Raw genomic sequence first — 733 nt, forward strand, 5'->3', positions numbered from 1 at the left:
GCGCTCGCCGCGCTCACCCTCGCCCTCCAGGACCTCCACGACGGTCTCATCGGCCTCGGCAAGGGCACCACACGCGGCCAGGGCACCCTGCGCTGCACCCAGCCCGACCTCCTGGCCAGGCTCGCCTCCGAGGCCAGGGCCACCCTCACCCGCAGCATCCCGGCCGGAGCGACCGCATGACACAGACCACCACCGAGACCGCCGCCCGGACCACCACCAGGCTCCTGCACGGATACGGGCGCCTCACCTGGCCCCAGGCCCGCGCGCTCCTCTCCGGCTGCGCCTGCACCTGGACCGACTTCGACGGAATCCACCTGCAGGACACCCCGCCGGACGAACTCCCGGTCGCCGCCACCCACCTGTGGGCCTGGAACCGGACCGGCGACCGCCTCGTCCGCCTCCGGTTCGACACACCGGGCATCCTCTACGCCGCCGTCCTCACCCCGGCCGACGCCGACGCCGTCCCCGACACCGCGGGAGTGCCTCCCGCCCGCGGCTTCCCCGAGGAAGTGACCGTCACGGAACGCCGCACGATCCTCCGCGATCCGCAGGAGAGGAGCGCGGCAGCCCTTCCACCGGAGTTCACCGAGAGGACCTGGCACCTCGTCGAGGTTCCCGGCGAGTCCCCGCTCACCTTCGTACGGGCCGATCCGGAGCCATGACACCCGTCCGCCCCACCGACCCCACTCCCCGCCTCGTGCGCGCCCTCGATGCGCACGAGGCGGGGAGTGGG

General features: G+C 73.8%; 2 protein-coding genes. Both read left to right on the forward strand.

Features of this window, described 5'->3' with window-relative positions; all coding sequences use genetic code 11:
* Positions 1-180, forward strand: a 180-nt coding sequence (locus CCN35_RS28565) for a hypothetical protein (protein ID WP_158100443.1), incomplete at its 5' end; no start/stop codon positions are given.
* Positions 177-662 carry a hypothetical protein gene (locus CCN35_RS27185; protein WP_086794683.1) on the forward strand — a complete coding sequence of 162 codons (486 nt, stop codon included), beginning with the start codon at positions 177-179 and terminating at the stop codon, positions 660-662. The genes CCN35_RS28565 and CCN35_RS27185, both read left to right, overlap by 4 nt.
* The last annotated feature ends 71 nt before the right edge of the window (positions 663-733 follow it).

It is taken from the genome of Streptomyces thermovulgaris (assembly GCF_002155915.1).
In the GTDB taxonomy this organism is placed as follows: domain Bacteria; phylum Actinomycetota; class Actinomycetes; order Streptomycetales; family Streptomycetaceae; genus Streptomyces; species Streptomyces thermovulgaris.